The sequence below is a fragment of the Pannonibacter anstelovis genome (assembly GCF_036881715.1).
Lineage (GTDB): Bacteria > Pseudomonadota > Alphaproteobacteria > Rhizobiales > Stappiaceae > Pannonibacter > Pannonibacter anstelovis.
In genome coordinates, this window is the sequence record NZ_JBAKBF010000002.1 from 438,205 (window position 1) to 465,042 (window position 26,838).

General features: G+C 62.4%; 25 protein-coding genes. 17 read left to right on the forward strand and 8 right to left on the reverse strand.

All coding sequences use genetic code 11. The features are described 5' to 3' along the window. Positions 1 to 185: 185 nt before the first annotated feature. The gene (locus tag V6L75_RS04820) at positions 186 to 890 is read left to right on the forward strand and encodes a ParA family protein (RefSeq protein ID WP_334250374.1); all 705 of its coding nucleotides are present in this window, start codon (positions 186 to 188) and stop codon (positions 888 to 890) included. 91 nt (positions 891 to 981) lie between these two features. On the opposite strand, the gene V6L75_RS04825 is transcribed toward V6L75_RS04820, so the two are convergent. Beyond that, on the reverse strand, positions 982 to 1,614 hold the full coding sequence (locus V6L75_RS04825; RefSeq protein WP_334250375.1) for a class I SAM-dependent methyltransferase: 633 nt from the start codon (positions 1,612 to 1,614) through the stop codon (positions 982 to 984). Positions 1,615 to 1,707: 93 nt separating this feature from the next. Here V6L75_RS04825 and V6L75_RS04830 point away from each other — a divergent pair, with 93 nt between their 5' ends. Continuing rightward, positions 1,708 to 2,610: a LysR family transcriptional regulator gene (locus V6L75_RS04830; RefSeq protein ID WP_334250376.1), complete on the forward strand. Its 903-nt coding sequence runs from the start codon at positions 1,708 to 1,710 to the stop codon at positions 2,608 to 2,610. Between the two features lie 8 nt (positions 2,611 to 2,618). On the opposite strand, the gene V6L75_RS04835 is transcribed toward V6L75_RS04830, so the two are convergent. Beyond that, on the reverse strand, positions 2,619 to 3,176 hold the full coding sequence (locus tag V6L75_RS04835) for a DUF2585 domain-containing protein (protein ID WP_334250377.1): 558 nt from the start codon (positions 3,174 to 3,176) through the stop codon (positions 2,619 to 2,621). 257 nt (positions 3,177 to 3,433) lie between these two features. On the opposite strand from V6L75_RS04835, the gene V6L75_RS04840 reads away from it, so the two are divergent. From V6L75_RS04840 to V6L75_RS04855, 4 genes are all read left to right on the forward strand, one after another. Then, positions 3,434 to 5,023 (forward strand): peptide chain release factor 3, encoded by a 1,590-nt coding sequence (locus tag V6L75_RS04840; protein ID WP_334250378.1) that lies wholly within the window; start codon positions 3,434 to 3,436, stop codon positions 5,021 to 5,023. 178 nt (positions 5,024 to 5,201) lie between these two features. After that, the gene (locus V6L75_RS04845) at positions 5,202 to 6,884 is read left to right on the forward strand and encodes a methyl-accepting chemotaxis protein (protein ID WP_334250379.1); all 1,683 of its coding nucleotides are present in this window, start codon (positions 5,202 to 5,204) and stop codon (positions 6,882 to 6,884) included. 118 nt (positions 6,885 to 7,002) lie between these two features. Then, the gene (locus tag V6L75_RS04850) at positions 7,003 to 8,046 is read left to right on the forward strand and encodes a class I SAM-dependent methyltransferase (protein ID WP_334250380.1); all 1,044 of its coding nucleotides are present in this window, start codon (positions 7,003 to 7,005) and stop codon (positions 8,044 to 8,046) included. After that, entirely contained in the window at positions 8,043 to 8,747 is a 705-nt protein-coding gene (locus V6L75_RS04855) for a pseudouridine synthase (protein ID WP_334250381.1), read from the forward strand. The genes V6L75_RS04850 and V6L75_RS04855 overlap by 4 nt, the downstream gene beginning before the upstream one ends. A 4-nt stretch (positions 8,748 to 8,751) precedes the next feature. On the opposite strand, the gene V6L75_RS04860 is transcribed toward V6L75_RS04855, so the two are convergent. Together V6L75_RS04860 and V6L75_RS04865 are read right to left on the reverse strand one after the other, a co-directional pair. After that, positions 8,752 to 10,233, reverse strand: coding sequence for an ATP-binding protein (locus V6L75_RS04860; RefSeq protein WP_334250382.1), 1,482 nt, complete (start codon positions 10,231 to 10,233; stop codon positions 8,752 to 8,754). Continuing rightward, the gene (locus tag V6L75_RS04865) at positions 10,230 to 10,958 is read right to left on the reverse strand and encodes a response regulator (RefSeq protein ID WP_334250383.1); all 729 of its coding nucleotides are present in this window, start codon (positions 10,956 to 10,958) and stop codon (positions 10,230 to 10,232) included. Before V6L75_RS04865 ends, V6L75_RS04860 begins: the two co-directional genes overlap by 4 nt. A gap of 300 nt (positions 10,959 to 11,258) precedes the next feature. Here V6L75_RS04865 and V6L75_RS04870 point away from each other — a divergent pair, with 300 nt between their 5' ends. From V6L75_RS04870 to V6L75_RS04880, 3 genes are all read left to right on the forward strand, one after another. Further along, positions 11,259 to 12,245 (forward strand): EF-hand domain-containing protein, encoded by a 987-nt coding sequence (locus V6L75_RS04870; RefSeq protein ID WP_334250384.1) that lies wholly within the window; start codon positions 11,259 to 11,261, stop codon positions 12,243 to 12,245. Positions 12,246 to 12,943: 698 nt separating this feature from the next. Further along, positions 12,944 to 14,074, forward strand: coding sequence for a type III PLP-dependent enzyme (locus tag V6L75_RS04875; RefSeq protein ID WP_334250385.1), 1,131 nt, complete (start codon positions 12,944 to 12,946; stop codon positions 14,072 to 14,074). Between the two features lie 13 nt (positions 14,075 to 14,087). Further along, a complete protein-coding gene (locus tag V6L75_RS04880; protein WP_334250386.1) occupies positions 14,088 to 14,645 on the forward strand; it encodes a GNAT family N-acetyltransferase in 558 nt (185 codons plus the stop codon). A 64-nt stretch (positions 14,646 to 14,709) separates the two neighbouring features. Here the strand turns inward: V6L75_RS04880 and V6L75_RS04885 are convergent, their stop codons facing one another. Both V6L75_RS04885 and V6L75_RS04890 read right to left on the reverse strand, forming a co-directional pair. After that, positions 14,710 to 16,542: an adenylate/guanylate cyclase domain-containing protein gene (locus tag V6L75_RS04885; RefSeq protein WP_334250387.1), complete on the reverse strand. Its 1,833-nt coding sequence runs from the start codon at positions 16,540 to 16,542 to the stop codon at positions 14,710 to 14,712. A 187-nt stretch (positions 16,543 to 16,729) separates the two neighbouring features. Then, positions 16,730 to 17,131 (reverse strand): hypothetical protein, encoded by a 402-nt coding sequence (locus V6L75_RS04890; protein ID WP_334250388.1) that lies wholly within the window; start codon positions 17,129 to 17,131, stop codon positions 16,730 to 16,732. Between the two features lie 294 nt (positions 17,132 to 17,425). Between V6L75_RS04890 and V6L75_RS04895 the strand changes: the two genes are divergently transcribed. From V6L75_RS04895 to V6L75_RS04930, 8 genes are all read left to right on the forward strand, one after another. After that, on the forward strand, positions 17,426 to 17,602 hold the full coding sequence (locus V6L75_RS04895; RefSeq protein WP_334250389.1) for a hypothetical protein: 177 nt from the start codon (positions 17,426 to 17,428) through the stop codon (positions 17,600 to 17,602). 3 nt (positions 17,603 to 17,605) lie between these two features. Next, positions 17,606 to 18,286, forward strand: a complete 681-nt coding sequence (locus V6L75_RS04900; protein ID WP_334250390.1) for an ATPase — start codon at positions 17,606 to 17,608, stop codon at positions 18,284 to 18,286. A gap of 184 nt (positions 18,287 to 18,470) precedes the next feature. Then, positions 18,471 to 19,652, forward strand: coding sequence for an aminotransferase (locus tag V6L75_RS04905; RefSeq protein ID WP_334250391.1), 1,182 nt, complete (start codon positions 18,471 to 18,473; stop codon positions 19,650 to 19,652). A gap of 37 nt (positions 19,653 to 19,689) precedes the next feature. Continuing rightward, positions 19,690 to 20,727 carry an asparaginase gene (locus V6L75_RS04910; protein ID WP_334250392.1) on the forward strand — a complete coding sequence of 346 codons (1,038 nt, stop codon included), beginning with the start codon at positions 19,690 to 19,692 and terminating at the stop codon, positions 20,725 to 20,727. A gap of 14 nt (positions 20,728 to 20,741) precedes the next feature. Next, positions 20,742 to 21,323: an LOG family protein gene (locus tag V6L75_RS04915; RefSeq protein WP_334250393.1), complete on the forward strand. Its 582-nt coding sequence runs from the start codon at positions 20,742 to 20,744 to the stop codon at positions 21,321 to 21,323. A gap of 167 nt (positions 21,324 to 21,490) precedes the next feature. Then, complete coding sequence (locus tag V6L75_RS04920; protein WP_334250394.1) at positions 21,491 to 22,114, forward strand: DUF1131 family protein; 624 nt, start codon at positions 21,491 to 21,493, stop codon at positions 22,112 to 22,114. 56 nt (positions 22,115 to 22,170) lie between these two features. Further along, entirely contained in the window at positions 22,171 to 23,169 is a 999-nt protein-coding gene (meaB, locus tag V6L75_RS04925) for a methylmalonyl Co-A mutase-associated GTPase MeaB (RefSeq protein ID WP_334250395.1), read from the forward strand. Between the two features lie 101 nt (positions 23,170 to 23,270). Beyond that, complete coding sequence (locus tag V6L75_RS04930; protein ID WP_334250396.1) at positions 23,271 to 24,656, forward strand: TIGR03808 family TAT-translocated repetitive protein; 1,386 nt, start codon at positions 23,271 to 23,273, stop codon at positions 24,654 to 24,656. 14 nt (positions 24,657 to 24,670) lie between these two features. Here V6L75_RS04930 and V6L75_RS04935 read toward each other — a convergent pair whose 3' ends face one another. Both V6L75_RS04935 and V6L75_RS04940 read right to left on the reverse strand, forming a co-directional pair. Further along, positions 24,671 to 25,387 carry a GntR family transcriptional regulator gene (locus V6L75_RS04935; RefSeq protein ID WP_334250397.1) on the reverse strand — a complete coding sequence of 239 codons (717 nt, stop codon included), beginning with the start codon at positions 25,385 to 25,387 and terminating at the stop codon, positions 24,671 to 24,673. Between the two features lie 332 nt (positions 25,388 to 25,719). Beyond that, entirely contained in the window at positions 25,720 to 26,787 is a 1,068-nt protein-coding gene (locus tag V6L75_RS04940) for a dipeptidase (RefSeq protein WP_334250485.1), read from the reverse strand. Between the last annotated feature and the right edge of the window lie 51 nt (positions 26,788 to 26,838).

Sequence of the window (26,838 nt, forward strand, 5' to 3'; positions counted from 1 at the left end):
TTGCTTGAATTGACGATGGCTCTGGCAATTTATGTCTTGAAATACTGCCGTGCTGAGTAGGTATTAATGACAGTAAATTGCATTTTGCGGGCCAGTTATGAATTTGTTAACCATGGAGTATTGTAATCCCTTCTGGGAGAGGCAGGCAGCAATGCGCCACCTGCCACAGATCCAGGAGAGACCAGATGCCCGTTATTTCTTTCGCAAATGCCAAAGGCGGGGCCGGCAAGACGACAGCAGCGCTGCTGCTGGCAACGGAAATTGCCGAAAGGGGGATGACCGTCACCATTTTTGACGCGGACCCGCAGCGCTGGATCTCCACCTGGTCGGATCTGCCGGGCCGGCCCGCGAATATTTCGGTCCAAAGCCAGCTGACACCGGCCACCATCACGGAGCAGATCATTGAGGCGTCTGCCGTCAGCGACTACGTGATCGTTGATCTGGAGGGGACGGAGAATCTGCTCGTCGCCAATGCCCTTTCCGTGTCCGATCTGGTGGTGGTGCCGATCCAGGGATCTTCCATGGACGCAAGGGGCGGGGCGAAGATCCTGCGTCTCATCGCCAAGCTGGAAGAAATCGTCCGCCACGAAATCCGTCATTGTGTGGTGCTGACCCGCACCAATGCCGCCGTGACAACGCGCGCGCTCAAGGCGGTGCAGGACCACCTTGCCGTCAGCGGTATCGATGTGCTGATGACCGCGATTGTCGAGCGCGCCGCCTACCGGGATATGTTCGAGTTCGGCGGCAGCCTGGCAACGCTCGATCCCAAGCTTGTGACCAACCTCGACAAGGCACGTGACAACGCGGCTCTGTTTGCGGCTGAAGTGCTGGAGCGTGTTCAGGCCCGCCAGCAGCGCCGCTGGTACGACTGGTTCCGCAAGGCGTCCTGACCACTTGCCGATGGCAAGATGAAATGCGGCCCGGTTGGAACAGTCTGGGCCGCTCTGCAGATCGGGTGCTCTTGGCCGGGGTGGCCGAGCCTCACGCCATGCGCCGCGCCACGATGAAGTGGCAGGGCGGACTGGCCGGAAAATCGCCAGTCTCCACGATTTCAAATCCATGCCCACGGACCCGGTCCTCAAGGAACTGCCGGGACAGAAAAAGCACATGCGGGGCCTTGCCCGCGAGCTTCATCAAGCCCAGCACGGGCCGGAGCAAACGATAGGGTGAATCGGACAGACAGACGGTTTTGGAGATGAACAGCCCTCCAGGACGGACCCGTCTGCCAAGCGCTGACAAAGCTGCATCAAGATTGCGCGGCAGATGCAGGATATTGAAGGCCAGGACCGCGTCGAAGGGCCCTTCCGGCAGGCTTTCATCATCGAGTGAGGCAATCTCGAATGTGACATTGGCCGGCGCATCTGGCTCCAGAAGCTTTCGTCTTGCGATGGCAATCATTGCGCCGGAAATATCCGTGCCCAGAATGTCAGCCACCGATCCCGCTAGGCGCAAGGCGGTCGTGCCGGTGCCGCAGCCAGCTTCCAGGACATTGGCATGAGGCGGCAGGAAACTGCGCGTTCTTTCGAGAGTGTATTCGTAGGATCCCACGTCCTTGATGGGGGAGCGCGCATATTTCTCCGCCGCCCTGTCCCAGAACCTTGCGTCACTGTTCATCTGCTGTCCCTGCGTGCGTGGCTGGCTCCTTGGTAGATCCATACGGAAAAATTTGAAATTGCGGATTCATGTAATGATGATATGCAAAAATGCATGAATTGGCCGAAACTTGCGTTTGACTGGAACCATGCACGTGCGCTGGCCGCGGTGGCGGATCTCGGCTCTCTTTCGGCTGCGGGCAAGGCGCTTGGGCTTACCCAACCGACTGTCGGCCGCCAGATTGCCGCATTGGAGCAGGAGCTTGGCCTTGTTCTGGTGGAGCGGACGGGACGCACACTCGTCCTGACGGAGACGGGCAGGCAGCTCGTAGAAGCTGCCCGGTCAATGGCGGAGGCGGGCCTGCGGCTCAGCCTCGTCGCCTCGGGTCAGGCGCAGGCCGTGGCCGGACCGGTCAGCATCTCGGCTTCTGACATGTTTGCCCACTATCTGCTGCCGCCGGTCCTGCGCCATCTGCATGCCATTGCGCCGGGCCTGGAGATCGAACTGATCTGCTCCAACGAAATCAGCGATCTGAAGCGGCGCGAGGCAGACATCGCCGTCCGTCATGTCCGGCCGGAGGGGGGAGACCTGATCGGGCGCCTTTTGCGGCACACGAACGCCCATCTTTATGCTGCGCGCAGCTTTCTTGATCAGGCCGGGCGCCCTGAAACGGCTGCTGACCTGACCGGTCAGCCCTTCGTCGCGTTCGGCAACAAGGCTGAAATGATCAGATATCTGAAGATGTTTGGCATCCAGGCGGCTGAACGGGACCTCCGTTTCAGTTCGGCCAGCGGCACGGCCGCCTGGGAAGCGGTGCGTCATGGTTTCGGCTACGGCTTCATGGCCGTTGACTTCATCCCCTTTGCCCCGGAAGTCGAGGTGGTGCTGCCCGGTGAAATCAGCATCAGCTTTCCAGTCTGGCTGGTCACGCACCGGGAGCTCCACACCAGCCCACGTATCCGGCTCGTGTTCGACGTCCTGGCAAAGGCCTTGTCAGCCCAGCCAGAGCTGCGCTGACTGCACTCTCAAGCCCCTCCCTGCCAGACCCTGATGGCCTCCAGTGGATAAAGCAGCATGATCACGTTGAGGGTCAGGTTGTCGCGAATGACCCACAAGGCGATCAGCTCGAAGGCGATGGCGGTGGCAACCGTGACCCAAACCGGCATGCGGGCGGCAAACCAGAAGCCGGCGAGCATCCAGAGGATATCCGCCACCGAATTCAGCACGCTGTCGCCGGTATAGCCCACCGCGATGGTCGCCTCGCGGTAACGGTCGATGACCCAGGGGCTGTTCTCGACGATTTCCCAGGCCGCTTCGATGACGATGGCGAGCAGCGCCTTTTCGCCCAGCGGGCGGCTGCGCATCACAAGCCAGGCCAGAGCAAAGAACAGGAAGCCATGTATGATGTGTGAAGGGGTGTACCAGTCGGCAATATGCTGGGAAGAACCGGAGACGTCGCTCGCAGGGGTCCAGAACTTGACGTAGCCGCATTCGCAGATGGGTATGCGGCCCATGGCGAGCAGGATTGCGGCAGTGGCGGCCAAAAGAATGAGGCCAGTAATGAAAGAAGCACGTGCGGACAAATGGGTCTCCTGTTGAAACTGCCCATCTCATCCTTAGCCGCAGGCGCAGCCGCTGGCCAGAGGCGCTTCGAAACGGCGCGGGGAAGAGCCGGGAAGTGGCGGGAAAGCTTTATTCTGTTCTGGCATTCTGGCGCTGCTGGCTCTATGACCTTGCGCCAATGACAGACCCTGCCGGCTGAGGCCTGCGGCCTGGCGCGCCCGCGCTGCCTTGCCCGCCAGCGCTTCGCCAGTGCCCCGCCCGTGCCAAGGAGCCAAGCATGACCGCGCCCTATCTGACCCGCCGTACCTTTGCGATCATCTCGCATCCGGACGCCGGCAAGACGACGCTGACGGAAAAGCTGCTGCTCTCGGGCGGCGCCATCCGGGCGGCCGGTCAGGTGCGTGCCCGCGGAGAGCGGCGCCGCGCCCGCTCCGACTGGATGAAGATCGAGCAGGAGCGCGGTATCTCGGTGTCCTCGTCCGTGATGACCTTCGAGCGCGGCGGCATCATCTACAACCTGCTCGACACGCCCGGTCACGAGGACTTTTCCGAAGACACCTACCGCACGCTGACGGCTGTGGATGCGGCGATCATGGTGATCGACGCGGCCAAGGGCATCGAAACGCAGACGCGCAAGCTGTTCGAGGTCTGCCGCCTGCGCGATATTCCGATCATCACCTTCGTCAACAAGATCGACCGTGAAGGCCGCCATGCGCTGGAAATCCTCGACGAGGTGCAGGAAGCGCTGGCGCTGGATGTGGCGCCAATGACCTGGCCGGTTGGTATGGGCTCGGATTTCTTTGGCATCTATGATTGGCAGCGCAAGACGTTCCAGACATCCTCTGGCGAGCGCGGAGGCCCCTATGCCCGCACGCTGGAGGTCTCCGGTCTGGAAGACCCGGTGCTGACGGACTGGGTGTTCGACCGCATCATGGGCGAGCTGACGGAGAATGTGGAACTGGGCGCGGAAGGCTATACCCCGTTCGACCGGGAAAGCTTCCTGGAAGGGCATCTGACGCCAGTGTTCTTCGGCTCGGCCCTGCGTGACTACGGCATCAATGACCTGCTCGACTTCATTGCCGAATATGCGCCTGCGCCTCATTCTCAGGCCGCAACGGGCGGGCGGACGATCAGTCCGGATGAGCCGGACGTGACTGGTTTCGTTTTCAAGGTGCAGGCCAACATGGACCCCAAGCACCGCGACCGCATCGCCTTCGTGCGTCTGTGCTCGGGCACCTTCAAGCGCGGCATGCGGCTGAAGCATGTGCGCGCGGGCAAGAGCATTGCTGTTTCTGCCCCGATCTTCTTCTTCGCCGAAGAGCGCGAGATTGCCGACGAGGCCTTCCCTGGCGACGTGATTGGCGTGCCGAACCATGGCCAGCTGCGTGTGGGCGATACGCTGACGGAGGGCGAGGAAATCCACGTCACCGGCCTGCCGGCCTTCGCGCCGGAAGTGCTGCGCCGCGTGCGCCTGTCCGACACCATGCGCGTCAAGCAGATGCGTCAGGGCTTGCTGGATCTGGCGGAGGAGGGGCTGGTGCAGATCTTCAAGCCGGACCTTGGCTCCAACTGGATCGTCGGCGTGGTTGGCATGCTGCAGCTGGATGTGGTGATGGACCGCGTGAAGAACGAATACGGCACCGAGATCGGCTTTGAGACCGTGCCCTACACGACGGCCCGCTGGATCGAATGCGATGACCCGGCCAAGCTGCAGAAATTCATCGAGGCCAACCGCATGAGCGTTGCGCTCGACCGTGACGACAAGCCGGTCTTCCTTTTCAAAAGTGGCTGGGAAGTCAATTACGTAGGGGAAAAGAATCCGGATATTCGTTTCCGTGAGACCCGCGAGATTGTATACAGTTCCTGATTGCTGATTAAGCCACCGGCAAGACTGTGTCTCTTTGCTGGTGGCTCCTCAAATTACATTCCATCGTTATAATTGCTGATCAAACTTGGTCGGGAGACTAAGGTTGTCGTAACATCTTTGCCGCATCATCCTGTCTGGTTTGGTATGTTCATTACATACGCCAAAGAGGAATTACAGGATGCGTGTTTCCGGAAAGCTGCTGAGTATTTTCTCCGCAATGGCTGCAGTCGTTGTTGTGACGGGCATTCTGACCTTCATACAAAGCAGCAGGCTGGCCGATGAGGGGCTGCACGTCGGAGAAAGGCTAGCGCCTCTTGCCGACGCTGCGATGGAGATCAAGCTGACGGCCACACGCGCCCATCTGATCTTTGAGGAGATCATGACCGGCGATGATGGCGAGGACGTCAATGAAGTCTGGGACCTCATGAAGGAAGCGCGCTTCTTCGCTGGTGCCATCATGAATGGCGGAACCAATGATGAAGGCCGGTTCTTTCCCACGGAATCGGCCGAAGTCCGCCGCGTGATGGAGGGTGTCCAGAAAGAGATTGATACCTTTGAGAGTGTCGCCCGCGAACGTTACATGAATGTCGGCAAGGATATTGCCGGAAGCACGGCTGACGAAACGTTTGACGCGGCGTTCGACACGCTGATCGAAGAGGCAGACAAGGCAGAAGAGCTGATCAAGGCGGAGATGGCTGAGGGGATTGCCGCACTTCAGGCCTCTGCCCGCATCGTGGTGCTGGTTCAGGTAATCTCCATAGCAGTGACCCTTTTTGCGGCTATCGGCGGCTGGCTGTTCCTGCGCTCGCGCATTGCGGTGCGCGCTGATGAACTGGCCGCAACGGCTGGTGCACTGTCGCGCGGAGAACTGTCCCACGGGCTCCCGGAATGGTCCAGCGCAGATGAGTTGGGCGATCTGCGTGATGCTCTTGCCGGGTTCCGCCAGTCGCTGATCGAGCAGGCTGAGCTCGCCGAGACTGTCCGCAGGCGTGAGGATGCGTCACAGGCCGAGAAAGCCGAACTCATGCGCCGTCTTGCAGAAGACTTCCGCGCCACGACCGGCAGCTATTTTGATGCGCTGCAGAATGCGGCGGCAGAGCTGGGCCGCGATGTCTCTGCAATGGACGCAACCGCTCGCCAGAGCAGTGGCATGGTTAGCGCAGCTGCTGACGCGGCGCTGCAGGCTTCCTCCAATGTGGAAACGGTTGCCGCAGCCTCCGAAGAACTGTCGGCTTCCATCGGCGAAATCACCCGGCAGGTGACGACGACAGCCAAGGTGGTGGATGATGCCTCCCGCCAGGCGGAAGCCACGAACCAGAAGGTGACCAGTCTTGCGGTCGCGGCCGACAAGATCGGTCAGGTGGTGACGCTCATCCAGGAAATCGCCGCCCAGACCAACCTCCTGGCGCTCAATGCCACCATCGAGGCAGCGCGGGCCGGGGAAATGGGCAAGGGCTTTGCGGTCGTGGCGTCCGAGGTGAAGCAGCTCGCCTCCCAGACAGCCAAGGCGACCGACGAGATCTCCAGCCAGATTTCTGCCATTCAGGCCTCGACGGATGATGCGGTTCTGGCGATCGAGAAGATCACCGAAATCATGCGCACCATTGATGAGCATGCCGAATCCGTCAGCCGCTCCGTCGAGCAGCAGGGGCAGGCGACGGCGGAAATTGCCTCCAATGCTCAGATCACCTCTGCCCGGACCTCTGAAGTCACCGGCAACATGGAGCAGATGCGCAGCGCGGTGGCGCAGACGAATGAAACGGCAGCCCGGCTCATGACCTCCTCGCACGCGGTAGGAAGCCAGACGGATGCCCTGCGCCGTGCCGTAGATGACTTCGTGCGCAGGCTTGCTGCGGCATGATCTGCCCGCAGGCGGCGCAAGGCGGCTTTGACCTTGCCCGCTGCGGCTTGTATGAGAGCGGATGAACCGGCCGGGCGGCAGTGCAGAACTGCCGCCCGCCTGCATTGAAAGCGCCGCCATGTCCGATCCTGTCCTTGAAACGCTCCTCCTTCCCTTTCTGAACGGCACGCTGGACTTGCCCAAGGCGCGGGGCAGCATCCTGTTTCTGCGCGCCCGCGCCGGCGCGGACCTGAAGGAGTTGCCCGAGGGCGCGCTGGTGCCGGTGCAGAGCTTTGCACCTGACCGGGACGCGCTGGCTGCCCATGGTTACACGGTGCTGCATCAGGCCGAGGGCGAGGGCTATCCGCTGGTGCTGGTGCTGCCGCCGCGCCAGAAGCAGGAAGCCCGTGCCCTGCTGGCCGATGCCGTGCGCCGCACAGCGCCGGGCGGGCTGATCGTGGTCTGTGCCACCAATGCGGAGGGCGGTAAGGCGCTGGAGGGCGATCTCGAAAGCCTTGCCGGTCTCGACGGCAAGCTGTCCAAGGCCAAGTGCCGCGTTGCCTGGGCCATCAAGGACGAGGCCCGCGTCAACGGCGCGCTGGTGGCCGAATGGGTGGAGCTGGATGCGGTGCGCCCGATCCTTGACGGGCAGTTCGTCAGCCGTCCGGGCGTTTTCGCCTGGGACCATATTGATGCTGCTTCCGCGCTGCTTGCGTCCAATCTGCCGTCGAGCCTGTCCGGTGAAGGTGCGGATCTGGGAGCGGGCTTCGGCTATCTGTCCACCGAGGTTCTCAAGCGCTGTGCCAAGGTGACAGGGCTCGACCTTTACGAGGCCGAACAGCGGGCGCTGGATCTGGCGCGGGAGAATGTGGCGCCGCTGGCCACCGGCCGCCGTCTCGGCTTCCACTGGGTAGACGTGACCAAGGGGCTGAACAAGACCTATGATTTTGTCGTCATGAACCCGCCGTTCCACCAGACCGGCAAGGCCGGGCGCACGGATATCGGCCAGGGCTTCGTGCGGGCAGCTGCGCGGTCCCTGAAGCCGGGTGGGCATCTGTGGCTCGTCGCCAACCGGCATCTTCCCTACGAGGGCGTCATCAACGAGGTCTTTGCCGAGGCCATCATGGTGGCGGACGAGGGCGGCTACAAAGTGATCCACGCACGTAAGGCGCGCGGCCGATGAGACTGGTCAAGCTTCTTGCCAACCTCGGCTATGGCACCCGCAAGGAAGTGCAGATCGCCATCCGCAACGGCTGGGTGACCGACCGTGCCGGGCAGCGGCTCAAGGCCGATTCCAAAACCGCTCATGAGGACATCCTGTTTGATGATGAGCCTCTGGATCCGCCGCAAGGCATGATCCTCTTGCTGAACAAGCCGGTTGGCTACACCTGCTCGACCAAGGATCAGGGACGCCTCGTCTATGACCTGCTGCCGGACCGGTTCCGCTACCGCAAGCCGGTGCTGTCCACTGTCGGGCGCCTTGACCGGGAAACAACCGGCGCGCTGCTCTTTACCGATGACGGCACGCTGCTGCACCGGATCATCTCGCCCAAGGCCGAGGTGCCCAAGGTCTATGAGGCCGAGCTGGACAGGCCCTTGCAGGGCTCCGAGGCAGAATTGTTTGCCTCCGGCACCATGATGCTGGAGAACGAGGACAAGCCGCTGAAGCCTGCCGAGCTTGAGGTGCTGACCCAGCAGAAGGTGCGGCTGACGCTGCACGAGGGCCGCTACCATCAGGTCCGCCGCATGTTCGCCGCCACCGGCAATCACGTGAATGCCCTTTCCCGCATCCGCATCGGCAATCTGGGACTGGACGGCGTCGAAGAAGGCCAGTGGCGCCTGCTGGATGCCACGGACGTAGACAAGGTGTTCGGAACGGTTTGATCCGTCAGAGCGGCAGCGTCACCGTGGCGGTAAGCCCGCCTTCGGGGCGGTTGGCGAGTGTAATGGTACCGCCGTGGGCGTGAATGAGAGAACGGGCAATGGCAAGGCCAAGGCCGATGCCGCCCGTTTCGCCGCTGCGCGAAGTTTCCAGCCGGACGAAGGGCTCGAACACGTCGCCCATACGTTCCTCCGGAATGCCGGGGCCGTCATCGTCCACCCGGATGATGACTTCACGCTGGCCTGTCTCCACGGAAATGCGGGCCGCGCCGCCATAGCGGACGGCGTTTTCGATCAGGTTGCGCAGGGCACGCTTGAGCGCCATCGGGCGGCAGGGCAGCGTTACCGGTGCTGCATCTGTCCCGGTTTCCACGAGGCGTACGTCGTGGCCCATGTCGGATTGGTCGCCTGCAAGGCTTTCCAGAACGGCGGTGAGGTCCACTGCTTCACGCGGCTCGCTGACGGCTTCGTCCCGGGCGAAAGCGAGGGTCGCTTCCGTCATCGCGGCCATCTCATCCAGCGTAGAGATCATCTTCTCCCGGTTTTCATCGTCGTCGATGAACTCGGCCCTGAGGCGCAGTGAGGTGATTGGCGTGCGCAGGTCGTGGCTGATGGCGGCCAGCATGCGCGTGCGGTCTGCCACAAAACGGCTCAGCCGGTCCTGCATGGCGTTGAAGGCGGAAATGGTGCTGCGCAGCTCACGCGGGCCCGCTTCCGGCACCGGCGGCACGTCTTCGCCCCGTCCCAGCCGGTCTGCAGCGTCAGCCAGCTGGCGCAGGGGGCGGGAGATCTGCCTTATTGTGAAGGCGACGATGGCGATGATGGCAAGAGCCATAAGGCCCATTTGCAGGACCAGCGTGTAGAAGGCGCCGGGCGGCGGCGGGCGGTGGCTGGTGAGCACGTTGAGCCATTGCCCATCGGAGAGGGGCACGGAGAATTCAATCGCAATCAGCCGGTGGCGCAGCCGCTCCTCGCGGCGCCGTTCGCGCTCTTCCAGCTTTTCAAGATTGGTTTCCCCCGCTTCTTCGCGCTTCTTACGCTCTTCGTGCGGCGGGGCGCTGGCCCCCCTCTCACGGCCTTTTCCAGCGGCGCTGAGCGAGGCACGAATGCCCGGGTCCTGCCCCAGCTCCTCAGCCAGAGCTCCGGCAAGGCGCCGCTCCGCACCGGATTGAGGCGCTCTGGTGACAGACGGCCTCTGGTCCAGCCAGAAGCGGGTGATGGCAGAGCTGGTGGCCTGCAGCAGCCGGGTACGGGTTGTTTCACTGGAGGTCTCCAGCAGTGGCACCAGCGAGGCAGTGCGGACAATCACCCCGTCGCCGATGGCCTCATAGATGGCGAGTCGGCGTTCCCCCGCAAAGAGCCAGATGGAAACAGCCTGGCTGCCGACGAGGGCTATCAGAAGCAGCGCGATCAGCTGGCCGCCAAGACTGCGCGGCCGCAAACGCGACAGTATGCTCCGGGCCTTTTGGAAGGAAGCGGGCCCGGTCATGCTTCAAGCCCCTCTACAGCTGCGGTGAACATGTAGCCGCCGCCCCAGACGGTCTTGATGATGCGTGGCTCCTTCGGGTCCTCCTCGATCTTGCGGCGCAGGCGGCTGACCTGGTTGTCGATGGAGCGGTCAAAGACGCCGGGCGTGCGCCCGCTCGTCAGATCCATCAGCTGGTCACGGGTCAGCACCATGCGCGGGCGCTTGAGGAAGGCAAGCAGCAGCTGGAATTCGCCGCTGGACAGGGCGATGGGCTCGCCCTGCGGGTCAAAGAGTTCGCGCCGCGCTGTATCCACGGTAAAGCCTTCAAAGACAAGGCGCTCCTGCGTGATCGGATCGCGCGGCTTGGGCACACTGGCAGTACGGCGCAGGACGGCCTTGATGCGGGCGAGCAGTTCGCGCGGATTGAAGGGCTTGGTGACATAGTCATCCGCGCCGATTTCAAGGCCGATGATCCGGTCTGTCTCCTCCGCCATGGCCGTGAGCAGGATGATGGGCGGGCCATCTGAATCGACCAGGCTGCGGCAGAGGCTGAGGCCGTCCTCGCCGGGCATCATGACGTCGAGCACCACGAGATCGATGACGGCAGCCTTTAGTGCCTTGCGGGCCGCAGCAGCGCTTTCAGCGGCAGTGGCCCGGTAGCCGTTCTTCACCAGATAGCGGGCGAGCGTCTCCCGGATATCGCGATGGTCATCGACCACAAGAATATGGGGGCTTGGCTCACTCATCAGGCTGATTCCGGCTCACTGTTCTCTGCTGCGGGCGGATGCAGCCGCCTTTCACCTTCTAGGTAGCGCCATTTTCCGCGGCGGGGCAGGGGAAAGTGTAACAGTCTGTCGCAGGAGGCCAGACCTGTCACAGGTCACGACACTTGGGCCTCCAGCCTGCCCTAATCCGGCGCGGGTCCTTCGCCTATGTTCCAGTCATCGCAGGACGGCACGGCGGTTTCGCAAAAGACTGCCAGGTACAGAGCACAAGATACGCCTGCCGCCGCAGACATCCGGATAGGCCGGAAAAGGAGAAGACTGATGACCGCACTCAAGACCATCGCCATTGGCACGATTGCTGCCGCGCTTGCCACTTCCGTGGCCGGGATCGCGCTGGCTGAAAGCTTCGGCCCCAAGGGCTGGGGTGGCATGGACCGCGAAGGCGGCCGCCACGGCGGACGGATGATCGAAATGTTCGATCAGAACAAGGACGGCGCTGTCACCCAGGATGAGGCGAGCGCCGTTGTTGTGGAGCGCTTCGCAGCTGCTGACGCGGACAAGGACGGCCGCGTCACTCTCGACGAATTCAAGGCATACCGCCTCACCGAAATGCAGCCGATGAAGGTGCGTGCCTTCCAGCGGCTGGACCGTGATGGAGACGGCAAGGTCACTCGCGCCGAATTCGACCGCATCTCTGACCGGATGTTCGCCCGGCTGGACCGGGACGGCGACGGGGAGCTGAAGGCAATGCCGGTGCCGCCGCGCGGTCCTGAGGGCCGTGGCCCCGAGGCTCGTGGTCCAGAAGGCAAGGGCCCTGAAGGGAAAGGCCCTGAAGGGAAAGGCCGAGAGGACTGGAAGATGGGCGGCGGCCCCAAGGGTCCGCATGGCCGTCACGGCATGATGATGATGGAGATGTTCGAGCGCTTCGATACGAACGGCGATGGCACGGTGACACGCGCCGAGTTCGATGAAGTGCGCGGCCAGCTCTTCGCCCTCGCCGGCACGGGCAATACCGGCAGCTTCGACCTTCAGGGCTTTGATGCCTTGTTCGCCAGCATGGCCGATCCCCATCTGGTGCGCATGTTCCAGCGGCTTGATACGGATGGTGATCTTGCCATCACCGCCGAAGAAAACGCAGCACAAACCTCTGATCTCGTGGCCCGAATGGACCGGAATGGAGATAACGTGCTGACCAAGGCCGACTTCCGCAAGGGCGGCAAGGAAGGCCGCAAGGGACCGCATGGCGAGCACCACGGTGAGCGCCATGGTGACCACAAGGGCAAGGGGCCGCAGGGCCGCGAAGGCTGATCTGCAGGCGCAAACCTGAACAGAATCAGATCTGTCCGTCAAAAGCCGCCAAGCTTCGCCCCCCGAACGGCGGGCAGATCTCAGCCGAAGGGCCGCCCCAGTGCGGCCCTTCGTGCTTTTGAACAAGGCGCCAGAGCCAGGGCCGGGCGGCAGGCGTTGTCCACTCTGCGGCTGCTGCGCGGCGGGCTTCCGCGCGCGATGTTTGCACGTCTAAAAAAGTGGCGAAAATCCGGCGTTTACCCTGTCTTTTCCAGGTGTCCGGCTTCACGAAAAAAATCTGCGCCTCATTCAAAAAATCCCTTGAACATGACAACGAATGAGCGCAAATAACCCTTGCCCAAATTCGCACGTGCCCGTGGTCGTCCATGAATTCCAGTGGCAGTCAGACAAGCCCCACTACGACTCTTGGGGTCTGACAAAACCGGACGGCTTAAAGCAACGACGTAAGAGGGCTTTTTTGGTCTCTGCCGGGTTTCCACATCCCGGGGTTACTGAAGAGGCACTTGTTACTTCATTGCCGGCCGTGCGGAGCGATCACCGTTCCAAGCCAAGGCATCCCATAAAGGGACAGTGTGCAGCCCCCGCTGTGCGCTCGACCGATCGTCACCTCTTGCCGAGCCTCCCTGTCCATACCGGAGGGCTCTGCGGCGAGTGGACGGACGACCTCGCGCCAAGACTTGATGAACGGGAGAACCCCGATGACCGATCGCATCCGTGAATTCCTCCGCCAGCGCACCGAAGACGGTCCTTGCGTTGTTGTCGACCTTGACGTCGTGCGGTCGAACTATGAGGCTTTTGCCCGTTCGCTGCCCGACACCTCCGTCTTCTATGCTGTTAAGGCAAACCCGGCTCCCGAGATCCTCAGCCTGCTGGCTGAACTCGGCTCCTCCTTCGATTGCGCCTCCGTCGGCGAAATCGAGATGGCTCTGGCTGCCGGTGCAAGCGCTGACCGCATCTCCTATGGCAACACCATCAAGAAGGAGCGCGACATCGCCCGTGCCTTCGAGCTGGGTGTGCGCCTCTATGCCGTCGACTGCGAAGCCGAAGTCGAGAAGATCGTCCGTGCAGCTCCTGGCGTGCGCGTGTTCTGCCGCATCCTGTGTGACGGCGCAGGCGCCGAATGGCCGCTGTCGCGCAAGTTTGGCTGCGCTCCGGAAATGGCTCCGGATGTCCTGGAAGCTGCACACCGCGCCGGTCTCGAGGCCTATGGCGTGTCCTTCCACGTCGGTTCGCAGCAGGCGAACCTCGGTGCTTGGGACGGCGCACTGGCAACGGCTGCCGGTGTGTTCCGTGAATGCGCCACCCGTGGAATCTCGCTGAAGATGGTCAACATGGGCGGTGGCTTCCCGGCCCGTTACCTCAAGGACGTCCCGGGCGTTCCGGCCTATGGCAACGCCATCTTCCAGGCTCTGACAGATCATTTCGGCAACAACCTGCCGCGGACGATCATCGAGCCGGGCCGCGGCATGGTGGGCGATGCCGGTCTGATTGAAGCGGAAGTCGTGCTGATCTCCCGCAAGTCGGCTGATGACACCGTGCGCTGGGTCTATCTGGACATCGGCAAGTTCCATGGCCTCGCCGAGACCATGGACGAGGCGATCCGCTACCCCATCCGCACGCCGAAGGATGGCGATGCCACTGCGCCCTGCGTGCTGGCTGGCCCGACCTGCGACAGCGTGGACGTTCTGTACGAAAAAACGCCCTACGAGCTGCCGGTCTCCCTGTCCATCGGCGACAAGGTGCTGATCGAGTCCTGCGGTGCCTATACGACGACCTATTCCACGGTCGGCTTCAACGGCTTCGCCGCTCTCGCATCCTACGTGATCTGAAGGATCAGGTGAGATGATCGAAATCCTGGACGAGGCGCCGGAGCACACCGGCGCCCGCGAGCTGCTGCTCGACCGGGCGTTTGGTCCGGACCGGCATCAGAAGACCTCCGAACGGCTGCGCGAAGGCCGCGTGCCTGCCATCGCCCTGACCGCGCTGGATGACCTTGGTGCGCTCGTGGGCACCCTGCGCCTGTGGCATGTCACGGCCGAAGGCGGCCAGGGCTTGCTGCTGCTCGGACCGCTGGCGGTGGAAGCCACCTGCCGCAGCGAAGGGCTTGGCGCGCGTCTGATGCGTGCCGCGCTCAATCAGGCAGCCATCGCTGGCTTTGGCGGTGTCATCTTGGTGGGCGATCACGCCTATTATGCAAGGTTCGGGTTCTCGCCGGACCTGACCCTTGGCCTTGACCTGCCGGGACCGGTGGAGCGCCACCGCTTCCTCGGCCTCGAGCTGAAGGAAGGCGCACTCGCCGGAGCCTATGGCCTCGTCGAGGCAAGCGGTGCGGAAGATCCGGTCTACGAGCAGATGATGCCTTTCACCGGACTGCGCAGCGTCACCTCCCGCGCAGCCTGAACCAGATGCATGCCCCCTGCGCCAGCGATGACGCAGGGCGCATGCGCGAGATGCGGACGCGCTGTCACCCCTGATCATCCGGCAGGGACAGTCTCACCACTGTGACCGGCTGGCTCTTGCCCTTGACCGTCTGCTCTCCGAGAGGGGTGATGACGGGGCGTGAGGCGCCTGTCTGCGCTGCAAGGGCGCTTGCCACGTCGGCAGAGGCGAGGATCACCGCTTCGGCGCCGGGGTCAACCGCGTGGCCGAGGCTTTCCAGTCTTGCTGCAATGTTCACCGTATCGCCTATCACCGTGTAGTTCACACGGCCCGGTGCGCCGATATCCCCGACGATGAGCGGCCCCACGTGAAGGCCTGCACGGATGCGCACGGGTTCCAGGCCCTTTTCCCGCCTCAGGGCATTGTCGGCCTTGAGCGCCCGTTCGATATCGAGTGCTGCAGCTGCCGCAGAGGAAGCGGGATTGTCCATATGATCGGGCGCGCCCCAGAAGGCCATGACGCTGTCGCCGATATATTTGTCGATGGTGCCGCCGTGGCGCTCGACGACGCTGCCGATGAGTGTGAGGTGGTGATTGACAAAATCAGCTGTCGCCCGTGCATCCATGCCTTCGCAAATGCTTGTGAACCCCACCACATCGGTAAAGAGCACGGCAACCTGCCGTTCCTGCGGGGCGGCACTGCCGCTGCCTTCACGCAGCAGCTTGAGAACAAGGCTGCGCGGCACGTAACGCACAAAGGCGGCCAGCGCCGTCGTCATGGCGTTGAAACCGCTGGCCAGATCCTTCAGCTCCTCTATGCGGCTGGAGGGCAGGGGCTTGAGCCCGGCAATATCCAGCCGGGCGATAGCCCTTGCGCCTGCTGCGGCCCGGCGGATGGGCTGGGCGATGCGGTAGGCCATCGCGGCGCTGCCTGCGAGTGCCGCCACCAGAATGGACAGCGCGATGAGGATGGAAATGTAAAGCTCTTCCAGCGGCTGCTCCAGAACGGATGCGGGCATGATCGCCCCGGTGATGACCGGCAGCTCGCCGAACTTCGCCGCCGTGCGTTCGAGGACCACGTAATAACGGCCATGCTCCTCCGTTTCGCCTTCAAACATGGCATGGGCCTCACCCAGGTCAAAGCGCCTCGGATCAACCGGTGTGAGGCTGGCGAGCCTTGCCAGCAGCGGATCGGGCGCTTTGCCTATGTCCACAAGATCGTTCTTTTCGGACAGGGTTGCATCCTTGGGGTTGAGATCCGGATGTGCAAGCAGCTCCTTCTCGCCATACAGCAGAAACACTTCCAGCTGGCTGTCTGACAGATCTCTGGCGATCTGCGACAGGCCCGAGGAGGGTATGGAGACAGCAGCGTAGCCAAGGTAAACCCCCTCCCGTCTGACCGGAGCCACATAGGAGAGCAGCGTTTCCCGCCGCAGGACATCATAATCCGGCGGCAGCCAGAAGGGACCGGCTGCGGCCTCGGCCTGCGTCAGGCGGGCTGCCAACTCTGTTGATGCGTCTTGCGGGAACCGGCGCAGCATCATGCCGCCGCCGGTCATTTGGCTGATCTCCAGTGCATCGCCCTGGGCGGCACGTGCGACCGTGATGCGGGTGCCCTCAGGCGCTGCAGCAAGCCCGCCGAAGGCAAGTCGCGCCACATCCTCGTCCAGCGTGATGGGTGAGGCCCCCCGCGCGAAAGCAGCGGCTATGAAACCAGCCTGATTGCGCAGAATATTGATCTTGCTGGAAAATCTCTGCTCGTAGGCATCCATGCCGAGATCGACGAGCCTGCTGCCGAGACCGGCGACAATCCGCCGGGAAGCCGTGCCCTCCACATAGAGAACGGAGGCAGTGGTGAGAAAGACGAAGGTGCCGATCACGGTGGCGAGTGTGGGCGTGAGGCGCAGGGTAAAGGGCATGGGCAATCGCTGGCCTTGTCGGTTCTTCCGCTGCGGTGGAGTCCCGCACGGATTCGCTGAAGGCTCATCCTAAACCGCATTGGTGCCGGTTGTCCGTTTGCCCCGGAAAGTGGCAAGGCGTGCAATAAAAAGGCCCCGCCGGGCGAACCGGCAGGGCCTTAAACTGTCGAGACAGGGCAGCATCAGATCAGTTGCAGACTTCCTGATGGCCGACAACCACATACTGACCAATATAGGTATCCCAGCGCTGCACCGGGCTCAGATAGCAGCGAACCGGCGGGGGAGGCGGCGGCGCGTAATAGACCGGACCGCCATAGACCACCGGCGGCGGCGGGGGCGGCGGGGCGTAATAGGCCGGAGGCGTGTCGATATAGTCCGGGCCGCTATTGGCCATGGCCGTTCCCAAAAGGGCGCCAGCGGCAAGGCCGGCGACAGCACCGGCGGCCAGCGCGCCGTTGCGCCCGTCGCGGGCTTCGGCAGAGCCCGTGGCGGCGCCCAGCGTCAGTGCACCAGCCATCGACAGCGCCAGCGCCGTAGCACAAGCCCTGCGGGCAAGAGCGGCAAAATTCATGTTCGATACAGTCATCATGACTTCGTCTCCGAAGGAACCGGTCCACCGCCTCATACCCATCCTCAAGAGGGCGAGACAACGGCACCGGACCAAGCTCAAGCTATCTGAGCCCGGATCGCGGCGAAGTGATGGCAATCACAGGGGGGCAGGAATTCCTCCCCGCAGACGGCCGCCTGACTGGCAGTGGCAGGGTTTAGCGCACGCCATCGCTGTTTCCGGCTTCCGGGACATTTAGGGCGCCGTACAGCAGCGCCCTCAGCATTTGCTGCTTGGTCCGGAAAGCACTATATTGCAGGCATCAGGAGATCGAAGATGCTGTTGAAGAAGTTCGATGAGAACAAGAAAGCCCTGATGCAGATCGGCCGGGAGGCGATCGCCGAGAGCCGCCGTCTGGGGCTGCCAATCTCTGCCAAGGATCTCGAGAATGAGGCCAAGGATTGTGCAGAACACGAAAAGGAAGAACGTACTCTTACGGCCATGAGGCGGTAGAGCTTGCTTCAGCCTTCCTGCATCATCCTAGGCGGCCCGAATGGTTCGGGTAAAACATCAGCGTTTGCAAAGCTGAATCTGGATGGTGTTTGGGTCAATGCCGACGAAATTGCTCGTGCTCTGCCCGACTCCGGTGGCGGCAAGTCGAGAGAACGCCGGGCATCCGAGATTGCACTGCGCCAGCTTTCGGAGTTGGTGGGGGCACGCCAGCCGTTTGTCTTCGAGGCAACGCTCAGCAGCCGGCATTCCATCAATCTGATGTCACGTGCCAAGGCAGCCGGGTTTCTGGTTGGCCTCTATTACGTTGCTCTGGATGATGTTGAGACGAATGTTGAGCGCGTGCGGCAGCGTGTACTCAAGGGCGGTCATGACATCCCCGAGACCGTCATCCGCAAGCGCTACAAGCGGTCACTCGACAATCTGGCGGAAGCCCTGAGGTGGGCTGACGAAGTCCTTTTGATCGACAACAGCGCGATCCAGCCTCATGAGGTGATCCGGATCAGCTCCGGGGAGGTCAAGGCATCCGCCATCGATGAGGGCAAGGAACTGCATCGTCTGTTTTCGGCCAAAGTCTGCGAGGCCTATGCTCTGGTGCACCTCGACGGTGGCTTCAAAACCACCGGCCCAATCCGTCCTGTCCAGAATTCCCCCATTCACGGCGCTGAACCGGATGCTGAAGGGTAGATTACGGGAATTGCTACGGCCGGTACCTGTCAGCGCCTGCCCTTCTTTCGCGCTTGGCGGGGGGCGGGGTGGGGGGTAAAGGTGAGGGGAGCGGGCGGGGGTGAGTCTTCTGCCGCATATGGAAGGTCTGTGCGGGTGCGTCTGCCGGGCCTGATGCTTTGGACGGGGCAGGAGGTGCTTTTCCATGAAGCCGACGAACCTGGTGTTCACCGGGCTTGAGACCACGATTTTCGAGACCATGTCCCGCCTTGCCAACGAGCATGGGGCGGTCAATCTCGGGCAGGGTTTTCCGGATGTGGATGGCCCGGAGGATGTGCGGCGCGTGGCGGCCGAGGCTTTCATTTCCGGCCCAAACCAGTATCCGCCCATGCTGGGCCTGCCGGAACTGCGGCAGGCGGTGGCGGACAGCGCCAGCCGCTTCTACGGTCTCGACGTGGACTGGAAGAGCGAGGTGATGGTCACCTCCGGGGCTACGGAGGCCCTTGCGGACTGTCTGCTCGCCCTCATGGAACCGGGCGACGAGGTGATCCTGATCGAGCCGCTCTATGACTGCTATCTGCCGATGGTGCGCCGCACAGGCGGCATTCCGGTGCGGGTGCGGGTGACGCCGCCGACCTGGAGCCTTGATCTTGAGGCGCTGGAAAAGGCCTTCACCGAAAACACCAAGGCCATTCTCATCAACAACCCGATGAATCCGGCCGGCAAGGTGTTCACTGAGGCGGAGCTGGCGCGCATTGCCGAGCTTTGCGTGGAGTACGATGTGTTTGCCATCTGCGACGAGGTGTACGAGCACCTGCTGTTCGACGGGGTGAAACATCGTCCGCTGATGAGCTTTCCGGGCATGCGTGAACGCACGGTGCGCATCGGTTCGGCCGGCAAGACGTTTTCCTTCACTGGCTGGAAGGTGGGCTATGTCACGGGTGCTGCAAAGCTGCTGGACCCCATTGCCAAGGCCCATCAGTATGTCACCTTCACCACGCCGCCAGGCTTGCAGAAGGCAGTAGCCTATGGGCTGCAGAAGGATGACAGCTATTTCACCGGCCTTGCCGCCGATCTGCAGGCCAAGCGTGACTTCTTTGCTGCCGGTCTTGAGGAGCTTGGTTTCGGTGTGCTGCCCTGTGAGGGCACGTATTTCCTCACCTGTGATGTGGCACCGCTGGGCATCAAGGGCACGGATGTGGACATCTGCCGCCGCATGGTGACGGAAGCTGGTGTGGCTGCGGTGCCGGTGTCTGCCTTCTACATCACCGACGCGCCGCCCAATTACGTGCGCTTCTGCTTCTGCAAGCGCGATGAGGTGCTGAGCGAGGCTCTGGACAGGCTGAGAGCCTGGCTGCTGCCAATGAAGGCGGCGAGCAACGGCTGAGGCCGGACATGCAAACCTTTTGGGGAGATTGGCATAAATGAGCAATCCGGTTCTTGTGGAAGTGACACGCGGGCAGATGACCGAGAGCCGCCACCGGGGCGCGATTGCCATCTTCGATGCCAATGGCGATCCGGTGCTGCGGATCGGAGACACGGGCGCCCGCGTCTTTCCGCGCTCGGCCATCAAGGCGCTGCAGGCGCTGCCGCTGATTGAATCGGGAGCCGCCGATGCGCTGGGCTATGAGGCGCCGGAACTGGCACTGGCGTGCTCTTCCCACAACGGCGAGGAGCGGCATGTGAATGCGGCCCGCGTCATGCTGATCAAGGCCGGGCTCGACGAGGATGCCCTCGAATGCGGCAGCCAGTGGCCGTCACGGCTGGAGGATGTGGCAAGTCTCGTTCGCGCCGATGAAACCCCTTGTGCCCTGCACAACAACTGCTCGGGCAAGCATGCCGGTTTCCTGGGCCTTGCCAAGGCGATGGGGCTGAAGACCAAAGGCTATGTGGAAGCAGAGCATCCGGTGCAGCAGGAAATCCGCCTTGTGCTGGAATCCCTGACCGGGGACAGCCTGTCGGCGGATGTCTGCGGCACCGACGGCTGCTCCATTCCCACCTATGCCAGCCCGCTGGACGGCTTTGCCCGAGCCTTTGCAGCTTTCGGCACCGGCGAGGGGCTGGAGCCGAAGCGGGCTGAGGCAGCCCAGCGGCTGTTCAGGGCCTGCGTCGAGCACCCGTTTATGGTGGCGGGCACCGGCCGCTTCTGCACCCGCGCCATGGAAGGCCTGCGCCAGCGCGTCTTCGTCAAGACCGGGGCAGAGGGCGTTTTCTGTGCCGCGATCCCGGAGCTTGGGCTGGGCATTGCGCTGAAGTGTGATGACGGTGCGTCGCGGGCCTCGGAAGTGATGATGGCTGCCGTGCTGGAAGCCTTCCTTGATCTCAATGACGACGAAGCCCGCCTGCTGGCGGATCTGCGTCAGCCGGTGCTGAAAAGCCGTAGGGATGCAGACGTGGGCCTTATCCGCCCCTCACCGGATTTCCTCACGGACCTGCGCCGTGCCGCCAGTGTCAGTGCATGAGGAGACGTTCTCTGATGAAGTCCATTTGCGTCTTCTGCGGATCGAATTTCGGCACGGACCCGGCATTCGAGCAGGCGGCCCGCGAGACGGGGCGAGTGATTGCCGAGGCGGGCAAGACCCTTGTTTATGGCGGGGCTGCTGTCGGACTGATGGGCGCGGTCGCTGACGGCGCGCTGGCGGCTGGCGGCAAGGTGATCGGCGTTCTTCCCGAAGCCTTGAAGGCCAAGGAACTGGAGCACAAGGGCCTCAGCGAGATCCACATCGTCCGCTCGATGCATGAGCGCAAGGCGATGTTTGCCGAACTCTCCGATGGCTTCATCACCCTGCCGGGCGGTACGGGCACCATGGAAGAGATCTTCGAGGTCTGGACCTGGGGGCAGCTTGGCTATCACTCCAAGCCCTTCGGCTTGCTCAACACGGCAGGTTTTTATGATGCGCTGCTGACCTTTCTGGACGAGCAGGTTGCCAAAGGATTTGTGCGGGCGGAGATGCGCGGCATGCTGCTGGTCGCAGAACATCCTGCACACCTCATTGCAGGCTTTGAAGCCTATGTGCCGCCTGTGATTTCCAAGTGGATCAAGAAGCAGGATACCTGACCGTCCGGCGATTGAAACGGCTGGTTAACCCGGATCAACCATTGTGCCGGACAGCAAAGGCTGGCCTGCCGCAGGGCTGCCCCAATTGGCTGGCAAAGGAATGCCGTCTGGCCCGGCTGCCTGCCGTCTTGCCGAACCATCATTTTCGTGTCCGGAGTAATTGTCACATGCGTCTTTCGCTTGCCGCTGCACTTGGTCTTGCCCTGCTTCTGCCCGCATGCTCGCAATCTTCGAACTATGCGGAGACCACGTCTTCGGTCAGCACGATGTCCTATGCAGCGGTGCCGGCCGCGCGGACGTCTAACGTGACGCTGGTGCAGATAACGGGGGCCGGTGTTGGCGGTATCCGCGCAGGCACGGCCTATTCTTCCAAGGCCATCCAGGCCGCCCTTCCGGGCTTCACCACCGACACCATCCAGACAGCGGAAGAAACCACCACCGAAAACGCGTTGGGCGCCTTCAACTCGGATGGCTTCCAGGTGCTGCAGATCTTCCGTGGCAAGGATGGCAATGTACGCGCCGTGCACGGGGTGACCCACCATCTGGCCGGGCCCAATGGCGAGCGCATCGGCATGACCTTCGCCGAGGCAGGCATGCGCCGCTCTGATTGCCGCGTCGGTCAGAACCTGTGGCGCGGCATGGCCATCTGCCGCTCCAAGGGCGCGCCGAATGTGGAACTTGTCTTTGCCATTCCGCAGTATCAAGGCCCCTGGGACGCTCTGCCCGATGAAGGCCAGCTGCGCGGTGCCGCTCTGCAGCGCATCGTCTGGACACCTACCGCTCAGGGCTGACACCCAGACATTCGGCGAAGGTGACGGGGCGGACCTGATCGGCTAAGGCTGAAAGCATGAGCGCCGAATCCGTTGTCCGCACACCGTCTGTTGACGATCTCGCCCGGCAGATCCTTGCCGGGAACCGTGCCATGCTGGCCCGGGCGATCACGCTGGTGGAATCGCGCAAGGCGGAGCACCGGCAGGCGGCAAGGGATCTGCTGACCTTGCTGATGCCCCATACGGGCAAGGCGCAGCGCGTCGGCATCACCGGTGTGCCGGGCGTCGGCAAATCCACCACCATCGACACGCTGGGCAGTAACCTGACCGCAGATGGCCATAAGGTCGCAGTGCTGGCGGTTGATCCATCCTCAACCCGCACCGGCGGGTCCATTCTGGGCGACAAGACCCGCATGGCGCGGCTGGCTGTCGATCCGAAGGCCTTCATCCGTCCATCCCCCTCCGCCGGAACGCTGGGCGGCGTGACGGCACGCACGCGCGAGACCATGCTTCTGTGTGAAGCGGCCGGCTTTGATGTGATCCTTGTCGAGACGGTCGGCATCGGCCAGTCGGAAACGGCCGTTGCGGAGATGGTTGATTTCTTCCTCGTGCTCATGCTGCCGGGCGCTGGCGACGAACTGCAGGGCATCAAGAAAGGCGTTCTCGAGATTGCCGACCTTATCGCTGTCAACAAAGCTGACGGTGATGGGGCCACACGGGCGCGGGCGGCGGCTGCCGATTACCGCAGTGCCCTGCATATCATGGCGCCTCGCTCGCCCACATGGTCGCCGCCGGTAGTGACAGTTTCCGGCCTTGCTAACGAAGGCCTGCGCGAGATGTGGGCGCAGGTGGAACTGCACCGTGACAAGATGCAGGCGACCGGTGAATGGCAGGACCGCCGTGCCCGCCAGCAGGTGTCCTGGATGTGGGACATGCTGCAACAGCGGCTGATGGAGGCCCTGACCCGCGATCCCGGCCGGGCCGCCCATATTTGCGCGCTTGAGGACAAAGTGCGTTCCGGCGAGGTTCCCGCTTCCGCCGCTGTGGAGGACATCGCAAAACTTACCGGCATCTGACCCTGGCTCGCCCTGCCTGCGGGTATACTTCTTGCTCCGCTCCCCGAAATAGCAGGTGGCAGCGCCGCCTGCTGCGCCAGATTGAAACGTGCGGTGAGGCGATGAGCGGGATTTGCAAGTCAGACAGGCTGAAGATGGGCCGCAGGGGCTTTCTGGCCGGGCTGGGCCTGTGCCTTTCCGGCACACCCGTTCTGGCGCTGACGCAGGTGGCGGATCTGCGCGGCAGCATTGACGGGCAGGATCTGGGCCTTGTGCCGGACCGGCCCGAAGACCAGAGCGCGGCGATGCAAAAGGCCATCGACCGGGCCGTAGCCCGCGGCAAGGCGCTGTTTCTGCCCGCTGGCAGCTATCCCGTTTCCAACCTCGATCTTCCCTCCGGCGCCATGATTGTCGGCGTTCCGGGACGTACGCAACTGGTGCATCTGGGCGGCGGCGGTGTGCTGATGGGAGCCAATGGCGCCAGCCGCATCCGTCTGGAGGGCCTCTCCTTTGACGGCGGCAACAAGATGCTGGGGGAGGGCAGATTCGGTCTGCTGCATTTTACCGGCGTCACCAATCTCGGCATGACGGACTGCGAGATTACCGGTTCCAGCCGTTCGGGACTGGCGCTGGACCGCTGCAGCGGGCATGTGGAGCGCTGCGTGATCTCCGGTGCCGCGGAAGCCGGCATCCGCTCCGTCGAAGGCGTTGGGCTGACATTCTCCGGCAACACCATCAAAGGCTGCGCCAATGGCGGACTGCTGGTGCTGCGCTGGACGCAAGGCGAGGATGGCACGCTGATCACGGGCAACCGGATTAGCGCGATTGCCGCAAAGGCAGGGGGGACGGGCCAGCATGGCAATGGCATCAATGTCTTTCGCGCCGATGGCGTGATTATCGCCAGCAACCATGTGTCGGACTGCGCCTTCTCCGCCATCCGGGCGAACTCCGCCTCGAATGTGCAGATCAGCGGCAACACCTGCCTGCGTTCGGGCGAGACGGCGATCTATAGTGAATTCAGCTTCGAGGGAGCCATCATCTCCGGCAATCTGGTGGATGGCGGCACCATGGGTATCTCCGTAGCCAATTTCCAGCAGGGCGGGCGGCTGGCATCCGTCACGGGCAATATCGTGCGCAACATCCGCCTGGATGGCCCCTATCCGGAAGAAGTGGCGGGCTTTGGCATCGGGATTGCCGTCGAGGCCGATACGGTGGTCAGCGGCAATGTGATTGAGGGCGCGCCCAAGTACGGCATTCTTGCGGGCTGGGGGCCCTATATGCGTGACCTGTTGATTGCCCAGAACATTCTGAGGGACTGCCCGCTGGGGATCGCCGTGACCGTGGTGGATGGGGCAGGGGCAGCCGTCATTCAAGGAAACGTCATCTCAGGCGCTACTCGCGGTGCCGTTGTGGGGTACCACTGGCGCGATGCTGTGACCGGTGACCTTGCTGCGGGCGCTGCGATCCCCTCGCACCTGACAATCGCCGGGAATACGGTAAGCGGCTGAAAGAGGAAAATCCCTCAGACGGAAGGCTGCTCGAGGCTGCCGAACAGCCGCCTGTGCATGACAGGATGGAAAGCTGCAATATTGGACGCGATATGCTGAGCCATAAGCTGGCGGCAAACCTCTGGGTCCTTCTGATCCAACGCCTCGATGATGGAGACGTGCTGCTCCGGGAACAGGTCCAGCCAGAAGGTCTCACCAGCGCGCTGGGCCATCATGAAACGGTGCACCAGCTGCAGGGTACGCGCCAAGACCGGAAGAAGGTTGGGCAGGTTTGCGCGCTCGAAGAGCTTCATATGAAAAGCGAGATCGACACGGCTAAGAAGATAGCCATCGCCCAGGTCGCGAACCTTGCGGTAATCCTCGACAGACTGAAGCATGAACTCACGGGTTGCCGTATCAATGTTCAGGCAGGCCCGTGCGATGCCTGCACTTTCGAGGGCGATGCGCTGGTGGATGAGGATCTCGGCCTCCGCGTCACTTATACTTGTGACGAAGGTTCCCTGGTATCCCCTGCGTTCGACAAGTCCATCCTGTTCCAGCCGGAGCAGTGCTTCGCGGATGGTGCCTTGAGAGCAGGTGAACTCATGAGCGAGAGATTGTTCGGTCAGAATGCTGCCGCCATTCAGCTCTGACAGCATTATAAGGCGCCTCAAGCTGCCATAAACTGCATTCGACTTTCGCCCGCTTTCCTTTGGAAGCGTCGGAAACTTCATCTGCATCGCCACTGACATGCGGCTGTGTCCCTACCTTCTGGTATGCGCGCTCCGAGCAGCGGATCGGAAGAAAACAGCAGGCGGAGGCAAGTGGTACCGCAGGCTGATGCTTGCCGCTGACAGCAGAATGCTTGCTGAGCCGCTTTTTTGAAAGAACCTTCCTGAATGAACAAGCCAGCCAAATTACTTTGTTTGCCGGAATTGTCTCATTCTGAAGCAAACGGTCTGTAGTGCATGTAGAAAAGTCTAAACGCCGCATTTATGCGCATACATATCACAAAATATCATGAAATTTGTATAGTATTTTAAACAAGTTTGCGCCGGGTTGAATTTATCCGGACAGGCCGAGGTCAGATTCCACTGCGCGCAATGACAGACACCCAGTTTCTCCACGCCAGCTTTTCGATCAGGTTTTCACCGAAGCCATGTTTCCGGAAGGCTGCAATCAGGCGCGGCAGGCCTGAAACGTCGCCTATATCGCGGGGTACAAGGCATCCGTCGAAGTCGGAGCCAAGGCCAACGTGATCCTCGCCCAGCTTTTCAATGAGATAGGCCGCATGACGGACGATTGTTTCGAGCGGCGTATTGCTGTCGGGGCGCCCGTCCTCGCGCAGGAAAGCACAATGGAAATTGACGCCTGCCAGTCCCTTGCTTTCTGCAATGGCCGCCAGCTGGCGGTCTGTCAGATTGCGGGCGCTGGGGCAAAGGGCATGGGCGTTGGAGTGGGAGGCGATGAGCGGCCTGTCCGAAATGGCAGCCACATCCCAGAAGCCTTTCTCGGTGATATGCGACAGGTCCACCATGATGCCGAGCGCATTGCAACGGCGCACGAGCTGGCGGCCAAGATCTGTCAACCCTTCGCCGGTATCGGGAGAGGAGGGAAACGCCATGGGAACGCCATCACCAAAGATGTTCCGGCGGCTCCAGACCGGGCCGAGGGAACGCAGGCCCGCCGCATGGAGAACATCCAGCGCAGCAAGGTCCGGGCCAATGCACTCTGCCCCTTCGATATGCAGCACCATTGCCATCTGTCCTGCAGCCATCGCCGCCTCGATCTCGCCAGTACTGCGCGTGATGCGGCAGGTGCCTTGTGATTCAGTCTCCAGTTTCAGGGCACGCGAGGTCATCGACAGGGTCCAGCTGAGGGCTTCTTCCTGCCCAAGCCGCTGGTAGTGGCGCGGATCGGCGGAGCCAAGCGAGCGCATCAGCTGCATGTCCTGCACGCTGGGGACGAACATGGCGAAGAGACCGCCGGCAAAGCCGCCTTCCCGTGCTCGGAGCATGTCTATGTGGTCCTCTGAGGAACGCTCGAAGAAAGACTTGCCGCGCCCTGCGCGTTCACGCATCTCCAGCTTCAGGAGGGTGTCATTGTGACCATCAAAGACAAGAACAGGCGGATTTCCGTGATGTGCTTCGATCAAGGGGACCTCGTCAGGGGGGCAGGGCTCTAGGCTGGCTGCAGGCTGGGA